General features: G+C 63.4%; 17 protein-coding genes. 11 read left to right on the top strand and 6 right to left on the bottom strand.

Features of this window, described 5'->3' with window-relative positions; all coding sequences use genetic code 11:
* Positions 1-3: 3 nt before the first annotated feature.
* Positions 4-1020, top strand: coding sequence for a hypothetical protein (locus IVB50_RS23180; protein WP_018454490.1), 1017 nt, complete (start codon positions 4-6; stop codon positions 1018-1020).
* Between the two features lie 79 nt (positions 1021-1099).
* Here the strand turns inward: IVB50_RS23180 and IVB50_RS23185 are convergent, their stop codons facing one another.
* Both IVB50_RS23185 and IVB50_RS23190 read right to left on the bottom strand, forming a co-directional pair.
* Entirely contained in the window at positions 1100-1276 is a 177-nt protein-coding gene (locus IVB50_RS23185) for a hypothetical protein (RefSeq protein ID WP_018454491.1), read from the bottom strand.
* Between the two features lie 182 nt (positions 1277-1458).
* On the bottom strand, positions 1459-2400 hold the full coding sequence (locus IVB50_RS23190; RefSeq protein WP_026232745.1) for a GlxA family transcriptional regulator: 942 nt from the start codon (positions 2398-2400) through the stop codon (positions 1459-1461).
* A 91-nt stretch (positions 2401-2491) separates the two neighbouring features.
* Here IVB50_RS23190 and IVB50_RS23195 point away from each other — a divergent pair, with 91 nt between their 5' ends.
* Positions 2492-3178, top strand: coding sequence for a DJ-1/PfpI family protein (locus tag IVB50_RS23195; RefSeq protein WP_018454493.1), 687 nt, complete (start codon positions 2492-2494; stop codon positions 3176-3178).
* A 420-nt stretch (positions 3179-3598) separates the two neighbouring features.
* On the opposite strand, the gene IVB50_RS23200 is transcribed toward IVB50_RS23195, so the two are convergent.
* Positions 3599-4006: an NADH:ubiquinone oxidoreductase subunit NDUFA12 gene (locus IVB50_RS23200; RefSeq protein ID WP_026232746.1), complete on the bottom strand. Its 408-nt coding sequence runs from the start codon at positions 4004-4006 to the stop codon at positions 3599-3601.
* Positions 4007-4252: 246 nt separating this feature from the next.
* Between IVB50_RS23200 and IVB50_RS23205 the strand changes: the two genes are divergently transcribed.
* From IVB50_RS23205 to IVB50_RS23215, 3 genes are all read left to right on the top strand, one after another.
* Positions 4253-4954: a BA14K family protein gene (locus IVB50_RS23205; RefSeq protein WP_039799071.1), complete on the top strand. Its 702-nt coding sequence runs from the start codon at positions 4253-4255 to the stop codon at positions 4952-4954.
* A gap of 240 nt (positions 4955-5194) precedes the next feature.
* Positions 5195-5617: a response regulator gene (locus IVB50_RS23210; protein ID WP_085353532.1), complete on the top strand. Its 423-nt coding sequence runs from the start codon at positions 5195-5197 to the stop codon at positions 5615-5617.
* Entirely contained in the window at positions 5614-7863 is a 2250-nt protein-coding gene (locus IVB50_RS23215) for a CHASE3 domain-containing protein (RefSeq protein ID WP_247297419.1), read from the top strand. Before IVB50_RS23210 ends, IVB50_RS23215 begins: the two co-directional genes overlap by 4 nt.
* Here the strand turns inward: IVB50_RS23215 and IVB50_RS23220 are convergent.
* Complete coding sequence (locus IVB50_RS23220) at positions 7860-8783, bottom strand: arginase family protein (protein WP_018454498.1); 924 nt, start codon at positions 8781-8783, stop codon at positions 7860-7862. The genes IVB50_RS23215 and IVB50_RS23220 overlap by 4 nt on opposite strands.
* Positions 8784-9107: 324 nt before the next feature.
* On the opposite strand from IVB50_RS23220, the gene IVB50_RS23225 reads away from it, so the two are divergent.
* Both IVB50_RS23225 and IVB50_RS23230 read left to right on the top strand, forming a co-directional pair.
* Positions 9108-9335, top strand: coding sequence for a hypothetical protein (locus IVB50_RS23225; protein WP_039799060.1), 228 nt, complete (start codon positions 9108-9110; stop codon positions 9333-9335).
* A gap of 436 nt (positions 9336-9771) precedes the next feature.
* Positions 9772-9966 carry a hypothetical protein gene (locus IVB50_RS23230; protein ID WP_018454499.1) on the top strand — a complete coding sequence of 65 codons (195 nt, stop codon included), beginning with the start codon at positions 9772-9774 and terminating at the stop codon, positions 9964-9966.
* Between the two features lie 178 nt (positions 9967-10144).
* Here the strand turns inward: IVB50_RS23230 and IVB50_RS23235 are convergent, their stop codons facing one another.
* Complete coding sequence (locus IVB50_RS23235; RefSeq protein ID WP_245288385.1) at positions 10145-10609, bottom strand: GrpB family protein; 465 nt, start codon at positions 10607-10609, stop codon at positions 10145-10147.
* Positions 10610-10909: 300 nt separating this feature from the next.
* Between IVB50_RS23235 and IVB50_RS23240 the strand changes: the two genes are divergently transcribed.
* A complete protein-coding gene (locus IVB50_RS23240) occupies positions 10910-11368 on the top strand; it encodes a hypothetical protein (protein WP_157642913.1) in 459 nt (152 codons plus the stop codon).
* An 802-nt stretch (positions 11369-12170) separates the two neighbouring features.
* Positions 12171-12722 (top strand): hypothetical protein, encoded by a 552-nt coding sequence (locus IVB50_RS23245; RefSeq protein ID WP_157642914.1) that lies wholly within the window; start codon positions 12171-12173, stop codon positions 12720-12722.
* 9 nt (positions 12723-12731) lie between these two features.
* Here the strand turns inward: IVB50_RS23245 and IVB50_RS23250 are convergent, their stop codons facing one another.
* The gene (locus IVB50_RS23250; RefSeq protein WP_018454504.1) at positions 12732-13628 is read right to left on the bottom strand and encodes a DMT family transporter; all 897 of its coding nucleotides are present in this window, start codon (positions 13626-13628) and stop codon (positions 12732-12734) included.
* A gap of 504 nt (positions 13629-14132) precedes the next feature.
* Here IVB50_RS23250 and IVB50_RS23255 point away from each other — a divergent pair.
* Both IVB50_RS23255 and IVB50_RS23260 read left to right on the top strand, forming a co-directional pair.
* Entirely contained in the window at positions 14133-14327 is a 195-nt protein-coding gene (locus IVB50_RS23255) for a hypothetical protein (protein ID WP_026232747.1), read from the top strand.
* Between the two features lie 61 nt (positions 14328-14388).
* Positions 14389-18153, top strand: a complete 3765-nt coding sequence (locus IVB50_RS23260; RefSeq protein ID WP_018454506.1) for a vitamin B12-dependent ribonucleotide reductase — start codon at positions 14389-14391, stop codon at positions 18151-18153.
* The last annotated feature ends 109 nt before the right edge of the window (positions 18154-18262 follow it).

Genomic DNA, 18262 nt, shown 5'->3' on the forward strand with positions numbered 1-18262 from the left:
CCGATGCCGCCCGTTCTTCAAAGCATATTCGCCCTCCCGCTGCGCGGTCTGACATGGCTTGGCGGCCAGGGCACCCGCGCGGTGGCCGCCGTCGTGTTCATCGCGCTCGCGGTGCCGCCGCTCGGGGCGTTGCTGCGCCCCTACGTCACCGAGGCGATCTTCGTTCTGCTCTGCATCTCCTTCATGCGGGTCGACCTTGCCGCGCTCACCGGCCATCTGCGCCGGCCGGCGCTGGTCGCGACCGCGACCGTCTGGACCATGATCGGCGTGCCTGTGATCATCGGGCTGATCGTCCATGTCACCGGGCTCACGGCGCGCGCGCCCGACCTTGCCCTGGCGTTGATGCTGCAGAGCATGGCCTCGCCGATGATGGCCGCACCGGCGCTGGCCGCGCTGATGGGCCTCGAGGCCACGCTGGTGCTGGTCACGCTGGTGAGCGCGACTGCGCTGGTACCGTTCACGGCATCGCTGTTCGCAAGCCTGTTCCTCGACGGCATGCTCAGCATCTCGCCGCCTGCGCTGGGCTTGAAGCTGCTCGGCATCCTCGCCGCATCGCTCCTCGCCGCCACCGTGGTCCGATATATCTTCGGCGCGGCCGCGATCCAGCGCCACAGGCAGCCGATCGACGGCTTCAACATCGTCATCCTGCTGGTCTTCGCGACCGCGATCATGGGCGACGTCGCGAGCGATCTCGTCGCCCGGCCGGTCTCCACCCTCGGCTTCGCGGCTCTCGCCTTCGCGATCTATTTCACGCTGCTCGCCGTCACGACGCTGCTGTTCCGCCGCATCGGCTATGAGCGCGCGCTGGCGCTCGGGCTGATGGTGTCACAGCGCAATCTGGGCCTGATGCTCGCCGCGACCGCCGGCGCGCTGCCGCCCACCACCTGGCTCTATTTCGCGATGACGCAGTTTCCCATTCACCTGGCGCCCTACATGCTGATGCCGATCGCGCGGCGCTTGACGGCGCGCGCGCAGGCCTCGGGCGCTGCGGCGACCGGCGGCAAGGCCGCATCGGGCTGAACCAATCCGCAAGCCTTGCCAACACGCAAGTCATGACCGCTCTGCCATCGCGAGGCCGCTGGTGACCCAGCGAATGTCGTCACGCAGCGCGCCAATGTCCCTTGTGAATATCAAACTTCACGGCGCCTTCGTCACGCATCTTCAACAGGAGCGATTGGCAGTCGTCCTGATTCTTGATGTTCACGCGCTTCATGACTTCGAAGGTCTTCAGAGGTTTTTCGCGAAGGGCAATCAGAATCTTTTCTCGATCGGTCATTGGGGTTCCTTGCATCGGATCGGCGACGGTACGTGTTGTACACATCGTCTACAACGGGTGCATTCGCTTGACGAGGTCCGTTCCGGCTCCAAAAGGGGAAATGCCGCGCAATATGCAAGTCTGCTCAAATATCCAAGTGTGCTCACCTGCTCAAGCGGGCTCTCCAACTCGATCAATTCTCCCTACCCGGCCCTTGCCGCGCGCCGCAGCGCTTGCGGCGGCTGGCCGAAGGCGCGGATGAAGGCGCGCCGCATGCGCTCGGGATCGCGGAAACCGGTTGTCTCCGCGACGAGTTCGATCGCCTCGCGCGAGGACTGCACGCGCTCGCGCGCGACCTCGATGCGCAAGCGCTCGATGGCCTTCGAGGGCGTCGTGCCGGTCTCGGCGGCAAAGGCGCGGGCAAAATGCCGCGCGCTCATGCCGGCACGGTCGGCGAGATCTTCGACAGTCAAGCGAGCGTCGAGGTTCTCGCGCGCCCAGGACAGCAGCGCACCGAAGCGGCCGTTCGGCGTCTTCAATTCCAGAAGTGACGAGAACTGCGACTGGCCGCCGCTGCGGCGATGATACAGCACGAGCTGCCGCGCCGTGTCCTGCGCGATCTGCTCGCCGTGATCCTCCGTTACCATCGCGAGCGCAAGGTCGATGCCGGCCGTGATGCCGGCCGACGTCCACACATTGCCGTCGCGGGTGAAAATCTGGTCCGGCTCGAACTTCACCTTGGGATAGCGCGCGACGAAATCCCGCGTGCGTCCCCAATGCGTGGTGGCGCGGCGGCCGTCGAGCAGGCCTGCTTCGGCGAGCACATAGGCGCCCGAGCAGACGCTCGCGACCCGCACGCCGCGCCGCGCCAGCCGCTGCACGAAGGCGCGCGTGACCTCGCAGCGCGCGGCATCCGTCACGCCCGCGCCTCCCGCCACGACCAGCGTCGTGATCGCATTGGCCGACTTGAAGTCGCGCGCCATCATCTCCACGCCCGACGAGCTGCGCACCGGCCCCGCGCTCACCGCCAGCACGCGGATCCCGGTCGTCGTCTTGCCCGTGCAGCGCGCCGCGATCTCGAACACGGAGATCGGGCCGGCCGCATCGAGCAACTGGAAGTCCGGGAAGATCAGGATGCCGATCATGGTCATGTCCGAAAGCGAGGGAAATACGCCATTCTGGACGGAAAGGCATCATGAGAGGCTGCTTCCGTCAAGCTCATAATTGGAGGCTCTCATGTCGTCCCCGCTCCAGATCGGTCTCTTGGTGTTTCCGCGCGTCACCCAGCTCGATTTCACGGGCCCCTTGCAGGTGTTCTCCTCCGTGCCCGGCGCAAAACTGCATTTGATCTGGAAACGGATCGAGCCCGTGCCGAGCGATTCCGTGCTGACGCTGACGCCGACCACGACATTCGCCGACTGCCCGCAGCTCGACGTGATCTGCGTGCCCGGCGGCGGCGGCACCAACGATCTGCTCAATGACGAGGAGGTGCTCGGTTTCCTGCGCCGGCAGGCCGAGGGTGCCAAATACGTCACCTCGGTCTGCACGGGATCGCTGGCGCTCGGCGCCGCCGGCCTCTTGAAGGGCTATCGCGCCGCCACGCATTGGAGCGCGATGGAGATGCTCGCTCAGTTCGGCGCGACGCCGACCAAGACGCGCGTCTGCGTCGACCGCAACCGCATCACCGGCGGCGGCGTCACCGCGGGAATCGATTTCGCGCTGACCCTGGTGTCGATCATGGTCGATCGCACCACCGCGGAGGCGATCCAGCTTCAGCTCGAATACAATCCGGCCCCGCCGTTCAATGCAGGCTCGCCGGATACCGCGCCGGCGGAGGTGCTGGCATTACTCAGGGAGCGCGGCGCAGCGAACCAGGCTCGCCGCCTCGAAGCGGTGAAGCGTGCGGCCGAGCGGATGACCTAGTCTCCACTCTCGTGTCCCGGACGCGCTGCAGCGCGTAGCGGTGCTGCGCAGCGTCCGGGGCACGCGAAATCCAGTCGCCCGTCTACCAAAGAAAAAGGCCGCCCGGTTTCCCGAGCGGCCTTTCCTGTCTTACGGCGGCTGCACATTTCATCGGGCGATTTCGGAGCTTCCAGACCGGGGGCCTATCTCCCGATCGAGTCCTGGTCGGCGGCCGCTGCATTTCGGGACAGTCGCGAACTGTTGCCCGAACCGAACGCGATGGTCTCCCATCTCCGTAAGATGCGACCATTGAGCCGCATCGCCCGCGTGGCTGCAACCCCCGCGCAGGACTCATCCCCGCTGTTCCCGTTGTCCACAGTAAAGCGAGGCGGATGCGGCTGCATCCACTCCCACGACAAGGGTGAGACGGGAATCGGAAGGCTAGCTCGGCGTCCAGGGCTGATAGTCGCCGGTCGCCTTCGGCCGCTTGCCGCTGGCGAGCGTCGAGCCCGCGGGACGGTAGGCGTTGGCCGTGCCGGTGAGATTGGGCTGGTGCGGCTTTTCCCATTCGCGCGGCTGGTAGTTGTCCTGCGTCGGCGGCACGTCGACGGTGTGATGCATCCAGCCGTGCCAGGACGGCGGGATACGGCTGGCCTCGGCGTAGCCGTTATAGACCACCCAGCGGCGCTCGAAGCCGAGCACCGGGTCGATCGCCCCGCCGCGGGTGCGATAATAGAGGTTGCCCTGCTCGTCCTGGCCGACCAGCTCGCCGTAGCGCTTGGTCCAGAGTTGGGTGCCAAACGTCTGGCCATTCCACCAGGTGAAAAACTTGAGGAAGAACTGTTTCATGCGGCAAGGGCCCTGCTTCGTCGGGTCCTGATGCCATCCGGACGGCGAAATGTCCAGTTCGGCGCGGGCGGCAATGCCCCGCTGCAGATGCGGTCCCCGGCACGGAACGCTGCCGCAAATCGGACGCGATCCGTTCATGCCGGATACAGCGTCGCCATGAGAACTTTTCGTCGCACGCAAACCCCCGTGATCCCAGGAACTCCGGCCCTTTCATGGGGTTTGCTTCCGGGAAAAGGAGTTTTGATCATGAAAAGTCTGAAAGTCTTGAGCACGGCTGCGGCAGTGACATTGGTTATCCCGTTGGCGACGCCGAGCTTTGCCCAAAGTCGGGCCGCAGCGGTCGGCGGCGGCGGAGCACACTTTGGTGGCGGCGGCGGCGGAGCACACTTCGGTGGCGGCGGCGGCGGAGCACGCTTCGGTGGCGGCGGCGGCGGCGGGGCACATTTCGGTGGCGGCGGCGCCCGCATGGGCGGCGGCAACTTCGGCGGCAACTTCGGCGGCGCGCGGATCGGCGGCGGCGGCGGCAATTTCGCGGCCGGCGCAGCAGTACGTCCGGGCGGTGGCAGCTTCGCAGCCGGCACGGTGAGCCGACAGGCCTTCTCGCCGTCCTACAGCGGTACACGCAGCGTCGCGACTGCGGGCAACTGGCAGGGCGGTGGCGGCAATTGGAGTGGTCGTCACTGGCATCATCGTCACGGCGGCGGCTTTTGGCCCGGGTTCGCGGCCGGCGCTGCGATCGGCGGCCTCGGCTCGTACGCCTATTACGGCGGCGGGTATTACGACGACCCCTACTATTACGGCGACAGCTACTATGATGAACCGACAGTGGCCGTGGTCCCCGATGGCGGCGGCGACTCCGCGGCCTACTGCGCGCAGCGCTACAAGTCCTACGATCCGGCGTCCGGCACCTATCTGGGCTATGACGGCCAGCGTCATCCCTGCCCGTAACAGGACCTGAAACACTTGAAGAAGAAGGCGTCGCAGCGATGCGGCGCCTTTTTCATTCAGGCGCCTCACCTGTTTCGCTCGCCTCGTATTCGACATCGGCAAGTGTCGCGTACAATCGATGCGAGCGGACCTTTATTCACCGCACCGTGCATATCTACCCTTATCCAATCCCAAATTGACCCGACGCGCGATTCACCTGTATCAACTTGGCTGTGGGGACTTCGATGACTGGGAAGTGTCATGCCGCGCATTCTCGTGGTTGATGACGATCCGATGGTCGGCGCGACCATCGAGGTCCTCCTCCAACGTCAGGGCTTCGACGTCACGTTGACTGACGGCGGAGAAACGGGTTTGGCTGCGCTCGAAACACAGAATTTCGACGTGATGCTGGTTGACATCTTCATGCCGCATATGCGCGGCTTCGAGTCCATTCGCATCTTTCACGAGCGCGCGCCGGCGGTTCCGCTAATCGCGATGTCCGGCTACGCCTTCGCATCATCCGCCTCGCCCTCTCCCGACTTCCTCCGGATGGCGCTGGAGCTTGGCGCGACCCGCTGCCTGCGCAAGCCGTTCACGCCGGACACGCTGCTGACCACGATCCGGGAATGCATCGCCGTGCCGGGCGATGGCTCGCAGCCGAAGGACAAGAAAGAAGTCCCTTGATCCCAACGCAGCGCGTCATTCTCGGTGCTGGACTTGCCATCCTCCTGATCATCACCGCCTCGATCGGCCTCGACGTCAAGTCACGGTCCGATGCGGCCTGGGTCAATCACACCGTCGGGGTGCTGAAGAAGATCTCCGACCTGCGCGTGCTGATGCGCAGTGCCGAGAGCGCCGCACGTGGCTACGAGATCTATCGCAACCCGAGCTTCAGCGAAGAATTCCAGGCGGTGCACGCCCGTATCGCACCGGCACTCGCCGACCTCAAGCGCAGCGTGCGCGACACTCCCGAACATGTCGCGCTGCTCGAGGGCACCGAGCCGCTGGCGCTGCGCCGGATCGAGATCGCCGCCGAAGTGATGCGCCTGCGCGCCGGAAACGATCAGGCCGGCATTGCCGCAGTCCAGGGCAAGGGCGAGGGCCGTGGCCTCATGGACACGGTGATGGGCAATTTCGATCATTTGAGCGCAGAGGAAGAACGATTGCTCGCGGCGCGCTCCCAGGATTCGCGCCGCACCGGCATCGTGCTGCTCGGCATCGACGTCGCCGGCGCGTTGGTGATCCTGCTGCTGGTCGTGATGATGATGCGCGAGAGCCGGCGCAGTGAGGGCGCACTCAAGAGCACGCTAATGGAGACCACGGCCGCCAAGCAGCAGCTCGAGGCCGCGGTGGCCGAGCGCACCGAGCATCTGGTCACCGCGCATGACGAGCTGCGCCTCTCGGTCAACGTGCTCCAGAGCACCTTTCACAGCATGGCGGAGGCGGTGCTGGTCATCGATGCCGAGGGCAATGTCCTTCTGTCCAATCCCGCCGCCGAGCGCATGCTGCTGCACCGGACCGGCATGAACCTGCGCAATCTGCGCGCGATGTCCATCGTGCTTCACGGCGACGGCGTCACCCCGCTCAAGGCCGACGAGTTACCGTCGGCACGCGTGCTGCGTGGCGAGCCGTTCGAGAACATGGAGATGATCGTCCGCCCGCACAGCGGCAATGCTCCCCGTCATCTCATGATCAGCGGCCGGCCGATGCTGGACGGGAAAGGCAACGTCTCCGGCGCGGTGCTGGTCTATCACGACGCGACCACCTCGCGCGAGACCGAGCGGCAATTGTACCAGTCGCAGAAGCTGGATGCCATCGGCAAGCTCACCGGCGGCGTCGCGCACGACTTCAACAACATGCTGACCGTGATCTCCGGCAATACCGAGACGCTGGTGGCGAGCCTGAAGCAGCAGCCCGAGCTCCAGCGCGTGGCACGCCTGATCGACGAGGCCGCCGAGCGCTGCGCCGAGCTGATTCAGCATCTGCTCGCCTTCGCGCGCAGGCAGCCGCTGCAGCCGCGCAACGTCGAGATCAACGCCGCGGTCGCGGACATCGCGAAACTCCTGCGCCCCACCCTCGGCGAGCAGATCGAGATCGAGACCGTGCTCGAACAGGGGCAGATGACCGCGCACATCGATCCGTCCCGCCTCACCAATGCCCTGCTCAACATGGCCATCAACGCCCGCGACGCCATGCCGAACGGCGGCAAGCTGCTGCTCGAGGCCCACCGCGTCGTGCTCGACCAGGCCTATGCGCAAAGCAATCCCGACGTGCGGCCCGGCCCTTACGTGATGCTCGCCGTCAGCGACACCGGCACCGGCATGCCGGCCGAGGTGCAACAGCAGGCGTTCGAGCCGTTCTTCACCACCAAGGAGGTCGGCAAGGGAAGCGGCCTCGGCCTTTCCATGGTCTACGGCTTCGTCAAGCAATCCGGCGGCCACATCAAGATCTACAGCGAGGAAGGCCACGGCACCACGATCAAGCTCTATCTGCCGCCGGGCGAAGGCATGACCGAGCCAGTCACCTCTGCCGCACCGCCGGCCGAGGGTGGCGCCGAGACCATTTTTGTGGTCGAGGATGATCCGCTGGTGCGCAACTTCGTCACCGTGCAGCTCCAGAGCCTCGGCTACCAGACCGTCGCCGCGCCCGACGGCAAGGCCGCGCTGGAGTTGATCCGGGCCGGCCAGCCGTTCGATCTGCTGTTCACCGACGTCGTCATCCCCGGCGGCATGAGCGGACGCGACCTCGCCGACAAGGTGGCGACGATCCGCCCCGGCGTGAAGGTGCTCTACACTTCCGGCTATACCGACAACGCCATCGTCCACCACGGCAAGCTCGACGACGGCGTCATGCTGCTGACAAAACCCTACCGCCGCAACCAGCTCGCCGCGATGATCCGCAAGGCGCTCGGACACATGCCCACCGGCTAGCGTTTCTGCTTGGCGATATGTCCAATGGCGTTGCAGATGATCCGCGCTGCGCAGATCGCCCCAATATTCTGCGGATCACGCTCCGGCACCAATTCGACCAGATCAAGACCGACAATTCTGGCCTTCGAGGCGACGCCCGCGATCAGGTCTATGACGTCGAAATAGGACAAGCCGCCAGGCTGCGGCAGCAGCACGCCGGGAATGACGGACGGATCCAGGCCGTCGCAATCGATCGTGATCAGGCAGTTCGCGCTGTCCTCGATTGCACTCAGGACGGCTTGAACGCCCCGGCTTTTGACGTCTCGTGCCGTAAAAATCCTGGAGCCCCAGTTCCGCGCGCAACTGAGCTCCTGCAGGCCCGAGCCACCGATACCCCTTAAACCGACCTGCACAATGCGTTCGACCCAAGGCAACTCGCTGGCGCGCCGCATCGTGCTGGAAAACGTATGTGCTGAGCCGTCGCGCTGGTCCTTCCAATCCAGATGCGCGTCGATCTGCAGGATCGTCAGCTTGCCCATGTCTTCGAACGCCTCGAAGAACGGTATGGGGACAGAATCATCTCCGCCGAGCAGCATGGGTACCGCGCCGGACTTCAGGATCTTCCTGGTGGCGGACCTGATTGCATTCCGGTTTTGCTCGGGGGCCTCGGGTGACGTGGCAAGATCGCCGCCATCGACGACCCGGATTTGCTCCGGGTCGAGCAGGATTCCGTCTTGGTCGAAATCCCACCTGGCAAGGTCGGTCTGATAAACGCGCAAAGCATTGCGAATGGCCGCTGGGCCATTCGCGGCATGGCTGGTCCTGCCCTTCAAATGCGGCGTGGCGTCGGCAGCTCCGAAGATGACGACGTCGGCTTCGCCAAGAGGCAGGGCAAGGTCGCACGCCGCGACGCCGAGGAATGTGTTGCGGTCGCTCGCCATAGCCGTCTCGCTGGAGGCACTCAGTCCGGCCGACAGAGCCAATCCGCAACGCCTCCGCGAGTTCCTGACCTGCTCTTGGCCTGCCGCCGAGCCGAGCGGTCGAAGCCGCTCTCGCGGAGGACGTGACCTCATAAACGTCGGCTTACCAAGGCAAAGCGGAAGCTCCCACCTTCGGCGTGGTCGGCGGCTTGTGACCACAGCGGACTCCAGCGCGTCGAGCTTCCCCTGAGGGAGTGGACGAGCCGCTTTCTTCTGGAACGAATTAAATTGATTTAATTCAGTTATTGTGATTTAATTTGGGCTTATCTCTGGACGGAGAAACGCATGCCAGATCAGGACGACCGTCGCGAGTTCTTAAGAACCTGCGGAAAGTTCGCGGCGGTGACACCTCCAGCCGTCACCCTACTCCTGTCGACATCCCTTACATCGGATGCGATCGCGAAGTCGGGCGCAGGCGCGGTCCACGACGACCATCACCATCACGGCAACAACGGCTGGGGCAACGGCGGCGGAGACGGCAGCCCCAACGGCAAGGACGATAGAGGCCGCTGAGACGACGACACACGGCCTCCGGAAGGAGACACAATGCAGCCCAGGCGCCGCGACGTAGATTGGCATTTCGCCAGCTTCGTTGTTTCGATGATCTGGCTCGCGATTGTTGCTGCCGCTCTTCTTGCAGTGCTCTTCCGAGGGCACCCTTGAGGAGTTATGAAGTACATTTTCATCGCGGTCGGCTGCTGGCTGCTGCTGAACCTGCTCTTCGTTGTGCTAGTCACGCCGCCGCGTAGTCGCCGGCCGCGACAGCTTGCTCGCACGATTCATGCGGTCAAGAAATTCATTATGAGCAGACGGCAGCCCCCTACCTGATGAGGGCAGTGACGCGCTGCAAAAAAAACGACAGTAAGGCTGGCTGTTTATTTCCAGCGACGCCGCACCGCAGTTCGCTGTATCGTGGCGTTCCGTTTTTCCAACAGCGGATTTGATTGCCATGCACCACATCCAGAGTACGCATATTGCCGCGATATTGAAACTGACCGCCCAGCAGCTTGAAGCACTTCGCACCCGCCCAGAGATCCAAAAGGAATATTCCGAAATCCTCGTTTTGAGAGAGAAAATAAAACTGGCGACCGATCTGAAGAAGGCTCGCCGGCAGCTCCTTACTCGGTCCCTGCCAAGCGCCTGAAGGGAGAGAACTCCACCCGTGCCTTGCGCTGTGAGGCTCGAGCAAGGAGCTGCTCGTTGGCATTCCCGCTTGTGGACCCGAAGCGGACATCTTAGCAGCGCCGCACGGCATATCCCGTCGCTGTGGCAGCGCAAACAATACTTCCCGAATGCTGATAGCGCCTTGTCGGTTATCTCCCTCACAACCGATGTTTTGTTTTGCGAAAGCCCTCGATGTTCTTGCCAAATTCATCCGCGAGCGATTTCTTTTGGCTTCCGTACGCGGCAGCGATTTCCGGGTGTAAGCGCAAGTAGTCGCGAAACAGCAGGAAATCTCTCCAGCGTGGATTGCATTGCTCCATGATGTGAAGATGGTGTGTCCAGGGTCCAGGCATCCTCTTCCGAAAAAACAGTTCACCAGGTAACCATGCTTCGTACTCGGGGATGTAGGTGTATCCGAGTTGCGCGAATGGCCTCACAAACGTGGACTTCGCGCGCAACAAGTTCGGGAGGCCGACCAAGATGTCGATAATCGGTTTGGCCGAGAGGCCGGACACAGACGTACTGCCCATGTGTTCGATCTTGAGCGCCGGACCGACCACAAATCGCAAGCGACGGCACTCCTGCTGGAAACGAACTGGCCAGTCGGGGTCATAGTCACGCACCTCGATGGCGCCCCTCCATACTTCTCCATTCTGTCCCCTCGCTGGAAGCTACCCTTCTCAAACGGCCATGTTGGAACAGACCACCGTTCCTGCATGTGATCGGAGTCACTGCAATGCGCGGCATCTCCCGATATACGGGTCAGCTTTTGGCGCTTCAGCGACGTCGTCGGCGCACCATATTGAGGTCCATCTAGCAGGCATGGCGGAGTAGATTTGCTCAGGTTGAGTTCTTCCCACTTTGACCCGTAGCGGACATCTCACGTTCCGCTATCATGTGAACTTCAGATGCATGGAGGCAGCTTGTTCCCTGATCCCACTCTCAAATGGCGGCAATATGCGTCGATTATCGATGGTATCGAACGCCCGCCTTATGTTTTCGATCAAGGCCTTTGGCGTGGCGTGCTCTACCTCATTGTCGTGGCACCAAATCCCAGTCCTCGCGCTTATGGCATCGAAGTGTCCTGCGAGATTTACGCGGGTTTCGATGAAATGATCTACTCGGTAGCCGATCATGGGGATAGCGCGGGAATGTACGACGGCGGTGTTTATGTCAAGGAGGCTGTAAATTCCGCACTGTTGAAAGCATACGCGGCGACCGATCCAGTCGGCCGGAAGCCACGACATTTCTCCTTCGTCGGTAGCGAGTACTGCTATGAGGTGCTCGGCTTCTCGGAGCCGATGATCCGACCGTTCGACAGCCGCGAGGAGGCGTATGCGTGGGGACCCTCCAGACAGGGCTCACCGTGGGATTTCCACTAGCTTTGTTCCCATGAGGCGTGACGCCGATGCTCGCCCAAAATGACTCCGACCAAAACAGCATGTCTGTCGCCTTGTGGACCCATTGCGGACTAACTGGTCTCGCGCGGTTGTGTTGAAGCTGCTAGACACGTGAAGTGTCGCTGTTCTTACTCTTTTTTGGACTTTCACTGCTGGGCATTGCCGGATGGGGATTTCAATCCATCGTGGCAGAGCTAGATAGGTCGTGCCTCCCCCGGACGGACGCAATTTCTCGCAAGTTTCAGGTTGAGGCGTTTATCTGGGGGGACCGCGCGCCATTGGCGCTGAGGCGTCGGTATATCGCAACACAAGCCTGCGCGGTCCCGGCGCTCCTTTGCCTGGCGGCTCTCGTGTGGCTCAACGAGCCGCGCCGCGATGTCCGCGCTTTGGGGGTGATCGCGTTCTGTTTTGTGTCGTTTGTCGTGGCCGCTTCCTTGGCCTGGAAGACTGCCCGAAGCAGCGGCTCAAAATTATCCTGACGGAGGCAACAATGCGTGGCCTGAGCTACATTTGGGGCGCGGGAATACCGCTTCTGGTCGGGCTTGAGATATATCTCGCTAGAACGCTCTCCGAAACCTCGTTCCCGGGGTAGAAAGAAAAGACGTAGTATTTCTGAGAAGGTTTGCAGATGGCGGCAGCCCTCCAGGAGGTCGCTCCCCGAAGCATGGCGGACCAGATTTGCTCAGTTGAGTTCGTATGCTGACCCGAAGCGGATGTTGTACTGTTTGCCAATGGCGAGTTGCTTTTGTCCCCCCATCGGACCACGTACGATGGCGCCCGACCCATGAATGATCACCGAAAGATCAAAGTCTTTTTCGAAGTGTTGGGACGGCTCCTGTCGCGAGTTGGGTCTCAAGCGCTGGCCCGTATTGGCGCCGAGCTGGGACCTGAGGAAAAAGTCACGCTGACCAATGGGCTGTACTTCCGCGTCGAACGGTCTGGTTTGACCCTTGTGTCGGTCGGCGCTGGTGAGTGTCAATCGATGAAGCTTTCGGTCGATGAAGCAAAGCAGATATTCTCATCGATCGAGTCCGCGTGCACCAGTCGCGATGTTGTCAAGGTCCGGGCCGGAGAGCTATCTTGGACGACCGATGCTCGGCCGAAATCCAATCCTGAAAAGGTGGTTATCAGGTTCACAGGACCGCTGGGATTCACACGCACGGACGCCAGGCGTAAAGATGTTGCAGCAGCGGTCGTAGAGTTCGCCAACCGATTTGGTAGAGACAATCCCCCGCAAGGCAGGTCGGCTCTTGGCCCATCTGCGAGCTCGGAGACCTTCCGCTCTCCGGCCGATGTTGACGATGAACCGGAAGTCCAGGCGGCCAGCCGCTCATGAATATACGCCCTACCGCGTCGCCAGCACCACGGCCGCCAGCGTGAAGATCAGCGCGGCGATCTGCCCTGCCCCCAGCGGCTCGTGGAGCGCGATCGCGGACGCCACGACGCCGATGACGGGCACCGCCATGGTGCCGATCGCGGCGACGGAGGCCGGCAGGCGCGCAAGGGCAGCGAACCAGCTGACATAGGCGATGCAGAACTGCACCACGGTCGAATAGACCAGGAGCCACCAGCCGACGGGCGTCACCAGCTCCAGATGCGTGGTCTCGATGGCGAGGCCGATGATCGTGATGGGCAGGCAGCCGATCCCGATCTGCCAGGCCGCGGCCGTGATCGGCGGCAGTCGGATCGGGTACTTCTTCGAAAACACCGTGCCGGCGGCGAAGCCGAGCGCGCCGCACAGCGCCATAACGATGCCCGGCAGCTTGTCCGCAGTGGCGGCAAAGCCGTTGCCGCCCATGATCGAGGCCAGGCCGGCAAAGGCCATCACCAGCGCGATGGTGCGCAACAAGGTCGGCCGCTCGCCGAGCACCGGCCAGGCGATCAGCGAGGCCCAGACCGGCATGGTGTAGGCGATCAGCGCCGCTTCGCTCGCCGGCAGCCACAGCAGTGCCAGACCCATCAGCACCATCCAGCCGGTGACGTTGAGGATCGCGGCGGTCACGAGGCGCGGCCAGATCGCGCGCGGGACGCTGAGGCTGTCAGCGCGGATCAGTGCCAGCGCCGCCAGCAGCACCGCGCCGAGCACGCCCGTCGCCCCGCGCAAGGTCAGCGGCGGCAGCTCGGAGAGCAGGAATTTCGTCACCGGCCAATTGAAACCCCAGCCCACCGAGGTGATGGCGAGGAATATCAGGCCGGCCGGGGCGATGCGCGCTCGCAGCACCGGCCGAGTCGAATCAAGCATATGGGTAGTCCGGCAAAATCGAGGGCAGCTTGGCGCGGATTCGCGCCTCCCACCACCACCCCGGCGGGCATGCCTGCCCTCACCTTCCGTAGCCCTACGTGAGTCCCCCCGAGGCAAGCCCGCGATTCAAAAATATACCTGCCCTGTGAACAGCGGGGTGAAGCCTCAGCGGCCCCCCAAGATGCAAATTTTTTCGGTTGGGAATCCCTGAGGACTCACTGATACTTGGCTCAACAACAGGCGCGGGCCTGCCCCCTGTTATCCCCCACAATCCACCATATTTAGTATTTGATTCAGGAACTCGCACTAGTTCTTGACGGGCGTAACGGAGAGTCCTAGTTTTCGATCCGTTCGGCGCGAGTGTGTTTGCGTCCCGCCGGCACTCCCCCAAAGGGTCTGCAAAACAGCACTCCGCCAAGCCAGACAAGGGCAGCGGGATACGGGCTTGTCTGCCCGGCGAGAGCGGACTTTTCGGGCGCCTGAACGGGCTGGAAACAGGCCCGGATGGCAATGGTTGAAGACGTGACGTTGTGGGGCGTTGAACGCATGTCGGGCTCATCCCTTTGGGGCGGATGGGTCTGGACGTGCCGGCGGATGATCGGTGCGCGCATCGAGCAATCGCGTCGGGAGAAAACGGGCCGGGTCTACCGGCTGAGCTGCGATGCCAAGGGCCAGGCGGCCTCGAGCACCGCGAAATGAAATGATGACCCGGCACGCCTGAACGGAGGCGGTCCGGTCAAAGATAGGACGGGGCAAGACCATGCGGATTGAGCGGCGCCACACCACTTCGGGACAGTCACCTTACGCCGGCATCGATTTCCGGCTGACCACGTCGGAGATCAGGAATCCCGACGGCTCGGTCGTGTTCAAGCTCGACAATGTCGAGGTGCCGACCGCGTGGTCGCAGGTCGCCTCCGACGTCCTCGCCCAGAAGTACTTCCGCAAGGCCGGCGTTGCCGCGCGCCTGAAGAAGGTCGAGGAAGAGTCCGTCCCCTCCTTCCTGTGGCGCTCCGTTCCCGACACCGAGGCGCTCGCCCTCCTGCCCGAGAAAGAGCGCTATGTCAGCGAGCTCTCGGCCAAGCAGGTGTTCGACCGTCTCGCCGGCTGCTGGACCTATTGGGGCTGGAAGGGCAAGTACTTCTCCTCCGACGAGGACGCCCAGACCTTCTACGACGAGCTCCGCTACATGCTGACCATGCAGATGGTCGCGCCGAACTCGCCGCAATGGTTCAACACCGGTCTGCACTGGGCCTACGGCATCGACGGTCCCGGCCAGGGCCATTATTACGTCGACCCCTTCACCGGCAAGCTGACCCGGTCGAAATCCTCCTACGAGCATCCGCAGCCGCACGCCTGCTTCATCCAGGGCGTCGGTGACGACCTCGTCAACGAGGGCGGCATCATGGACCTCTGGGTCCGCGAAGCGCGCCTGTTCAAATACGGCTCCGGCACCGGCTCCAACTTCTCGCGCCTGCGCGGCGAAGGCGAACGCCTCTCCGGCGGCGGCCGCTCGTCCGGCCTGATGAGCTTCCTCAAGATCGGCGACCGCGCCGCGGGCGCGATCAAGTCGGGCGGCACCACGCGCCGCGCCGCCAAGATGGTCGTCGTCGACGTCGATCACCCCGACATCGAGACCTATATCGACTGGAAGGTGAAGGAGGAGCAGAAGGTCGCCGCTCTCGTCACCGGATCCAAGATCAACCAGAAGCACCTCAAGGCGGTGCTGAAGGCCTGCGTCAATTGCGAAGGCTCGGGCGACGATTGCTTCGATCCCGAGAAGAACCCGGCGCTGCGCCGCGAGATCAAGCTGGCGCGCCGCAGCCTCGTACCCGACAACTACATCAAGCGGGTCATCCAATTTGCAAAACAGGGCTACAAGGACATCCAGTTCGACGTCTATGACACCGACTGGGATTCGGAAGCCTATCTCACGGTTTCGGGGCAGAACTCCAACAATTCGGTGTCGCTGAAGGACGACTTCCTGCGCGCGGTCGAGACCGACGGCGACTGGAATCTCGTGGGACGCACCACGAAGAAGATCACCAAGACGCTGAAGGCGCGCGACCTCTGGGAAAAAATCGGCTACGCCGCCTGGGCGTCGGCCGACCCGGGCCTGCACTTCAACACCACCATGAATGACTGGCACACCTGCAAGGCGTCCGGCGACATCCGCGCCTCCAATCCGTGCTCGGAATACATGTTCCTGGACGACACGGCGTGCAACCTCGCCTCCGCCAATCTGCTGACGTTCTACGACATCCCCTCCAAGCGTTTCGACGTCGAAGGCTACGAGCATCTCTGCCGGCTCTGGACCATCGTGCTCGAAATCTCGGTGATGATGGCGCAGTTCCCGTCGAAGTCGATTGCCGAGCTCTCCTACGAGTTCCGCACGCTCGGCCTCGGCTACGCCAATATCGGCGGCCTCTTGATGACCATGGGTCTGTCCTATGACAGCAAGGAAGGCCGCGCCATCGCCGGCGCGCTGACCGCGATCATGACCGGCATCACCTACAAGACCTCGGCCGAGATGGCGGCCGAGCTCGGCACCTTTCCCGGCTACAAGAAGAACGCCGCGCACATGCTGCGCGTGATCCGCAACCACCGCCGCGCCGCCCATGGCCAGTCCAACGGCTACGAGGGGCTCAGCGTCAACCCGGTGCCGATGGACCTGGTGTCGTGCCCGCAGACCGACCTCGTCACCCATGCGCAAGCGGCCTGGGATGCGGCGCTCGAGCTCGGCGAGAAGCACGGCTATCGCAACGCCCAGACCACGGTGATCGCGCCGACCGGCACGATCGGCCTCGTCATGGATTGCGACACCACCGGCATCGAGCCCGACTTCGCCCTGGTGAAGTTCAAGAAGCTCGCCGGCGGCGGCTACTTCAAGATCATCAACCGTGCGGTCCCCGCAGCACTGCGCGCGCTGGGCTATCGCGAGAGCGAGATCGCGGAGATCGAAGCCTACGCCGTCGGCCACGGCTCGCTCTCCAACGCGCCCGGCATCAACGCCTCGACCTTGAAGGCCAAGGGCTTCACCGACGAAGCCATCGCCAAGGTCGAGAAGGCGCTGCCGACCGCGTTCGACATCAAGTTCGCCTTCAACAAATGGACCTTTGGCGAGGACTTCATCCGCGACCAGCTCGGCATCGGTGCCGAGGCCATCGCGGCCCCCGGCTTCGACCTGCTCCAGGCCGTCGGCTTCACCAAGCGCGAGATCGAGGCGGCCAACGTCCACATCTGCGGCGCGATGACGGTGGAAGGTGCCCCGCACCTCAAGGCCGAGCACTATCCGGTGTTCGACTGCGCCAACCCTTGCGGCAAGGTCGGCAAGCGCTATCTCTCGGTCGAGAGCCACATCCGCATGATGTCGGCGGCGCAGCCCTTCATCTCGGGTGCGATCTCCAAGACCATCAACATGCCGAACGACGCCACCGTGGAGGACTGCAAGTCCGCCTACATGCTGTCGTGGAAGCTGGCGCTCAAGGCCAACGCGCTCTATCGCGACGGCTCCAAGCTCAGCCAGCCGCTCAACTCGCAGCTCATCGCCGACGATGAGGACGAGGACGATGCGGTCGAGAGCCTCTACGACAAGCCGATGGCGGCACGCACCGCCCAGGTCTCGGAAAAGATCGTCGAGAAGCTGGTCGAGCGCATCATCGTGATGCGCGAGCGCGAGAAGATGCCGGATCGCCGCAAGGGCTACACCCAGAAGGCGGTCGTCGGCGGCCACAAGGTCTATTTGCGCACCGGCGAGTATGACGACGGCCGCATCGGCGAGATCTTCATCGACATGCACAAGGAAGGCGCGGCACTCCGCTCCTTCATCAACAACTTCGCGATCGCAGTGTCGCTGGGCCTCCAGTACGGCGTGCCGCTCGACGAATATGTCGATGCCTTCACCTTCACCCGCTTCGAGCCGGCGGGCCCGGTGCAGGGCAACGACAGCATCAAATACGCGACCTCGATCCTCGACTACGTCTTCCGCGAGCTGGCGGTGAGCTATCTCAGCCGCTTCGACCTCGCCCATGTCGATCCCAGCGAGACCGGGTTCGACGTGCTCGGCAAGGGCGTCGAGGAGGGCAAGGAGCCTGATGATCACGGCCAGCGCGCCTCCAAGCTGGTGTCGCGCGGCCTCACCCGCTCCCGCACCGACAACCTCGTGGTGATGCGCGGCGGTTCGACCGCGGTCGCCCAAGGCAACGACAGCGCACCGGCCGGCGGAAGCAAGGTCACCTCGCTCGCCTCCCACGGCGCAGGCCGTGCCGGCGACGTCCTGGAAGGCGCGGTCGCGCTGAAGCAGGAAGTGACCCACGACCTCTCGCCCACCGAGAAGCTCGAAGCCCTGCAGTGGAGCAAGGCCGGCAGCGCGCAAGTCGCGGTGCCCAGCAAGGCCGAGCGCCGCGCGGAAGCCAAAGCCAAGGGCTATGAGGGCGAGATGTGCAGCGAGTGCGGCAACTTCACGCTGGTGCGGAATGGTACTTGTATGAAGTGCGATACGTGTGGAAGCACGACGGGGTGTTCGTGAGGGGCTAGACAGCTAGGATTGCTGAGCCCGGATTTGCCTCGAGCATCTACGAAGGGCGGCCAGAAGGCCGCCCTTTTTTCATTGTCGCCTTGCAACTTATGGTTTTCTA

The organism is Bradyrhizobium sp. 87, from assembly GCF_023073015.1.
GTDB lineage: Bacteria > Pseudomonadota > Alphaproteobacteria > Rhizobiales > Xanthobacteraceae > Bradyrhizobium > Bradyrhizobium canariense_D.